Origin of the sequence: Borreliella japonica, from assembly GCF_900099615.1 — a bacterium.
In the GTDB taxonomy this organism is placed as follows: domain Bacteria; phylum Spirochaetota; class Spirochaetia; order Borreliales; family Borreliaceae; genus Borreliella; species Borreliella japonica.
This window is the reverse complement of record NZ_FMTE01000049.1, coordinates 1-1,022: the sequence shown is the minus strand read 5'-3', so window position 1 is coordinate 1,022 and position 1,022 is coordinate 1. Positions and strand designations below refer to the sequence as shown.

Below are 1,022 nucleotides of genomic sequence, written 5' to 3'. Positions count from 1 at the left end.
TAATTATTATTACAATAATAATAGCTCCAATTGCTATATCTAGCATAGCAAATATTATTACGTCGCTAATTAATGGGTTTTCTAAATAGAAATTATAAATAATCCTCAAAATATAATTTATCATTTCCAAACAATCCTCTAAAAACCCGCAATATTTCTCAAAATAGGATATATACTTACAAGAATAAACTTTTTTGTTACTTAATGTATTGTACTGAAGATAAAAAAAGGAGCCAAAATGAAAATTATAAATATATTATTTTGCTTATTTTTACTCGTCTTAAACAACTGTAATTCTAACGATAGCAACACTTTAAATAATAATAAACAACAAGAAAAAGGTATAAAAAAACGTGATTTAGATACACAAGAACCTCAAGAAGAAGAAAAAAAAATCACTATAACTCCTGAAGAAGAAAAAAAGTTTAATTCATTAATAAATGCTTTTAAATACACAATTGAAAAATTAACCGAACAGATACAAGGATGCACTAATGAAAACAAAAGTAAATGTACTAACTTCTTTGATTGGCTTTATACAGACATACAAAAGCAAAAAGAATTGGCTAATGCCTTTACTTCGGTTTATGACTTTTTAGAAACCAAAAGACAATCAAAAGCGGAGGATGAAGACTTTGATACTTATATTAAAGGAGCCATTGACTGTCAAGTTACTAACAATGAGAAATGTACTGATAACAAACATGGAAATGGTAAAAACGAAATAGAGCAATATTTCAGGGGCATAGCTGGGGATATATTTAATAAAAAATCTAATGATGAAATTTATCAGTGCCTTAAAGATGAACTTTTAAAGACCGATAACCACTACTCTGGTCTTACAACCAATTGGCAAGACTAAAACGATACTTAAACATATTATACCTATAGAAAAACCCCCCTATTTTGGGGGGTTACTAAGAGGTGTATCGCTATGATGCAAATATATAATCAAATTGTTTATCTTCTTTTATCGAGTCAAAGAATATTAATGGGCTGTCGTTATAATCACGCTGATCAGA

1 protein-coding gene is annotated in these 1,022 nt (G+C 28.3%); it reads left to right on the top strand.

Annotated features, from left to right (window positions below; translation table 11 throughout):
• Nucleotides 1-238: 238 nt before the first annotated feature.
• The gene (locus BLO14_RS05930; RefSeq protein ID WP_091974039.1) at nucleotides 239-862 is read left to right on the top strand and encodes an Mlp family lipoprotein; all 624 of its coding nucleotides are present in this window, start codon (nucleotides 239-241) and stop codon (nucleotides 860-862) included.
• The last annotated feature ends 160 nt before the right edge of the window (nucleotides 863-1,022 follow it).

What these genes read in the sequence shown, in the direction of transcription:
- BLO14_RS05930 (WP_091974039.1), top strand. Translation starts at nt 239, where the DNA reads ATGAAAATTATAAATATATTATTTTGCTTATTTTTACTCGTCTTAAAC.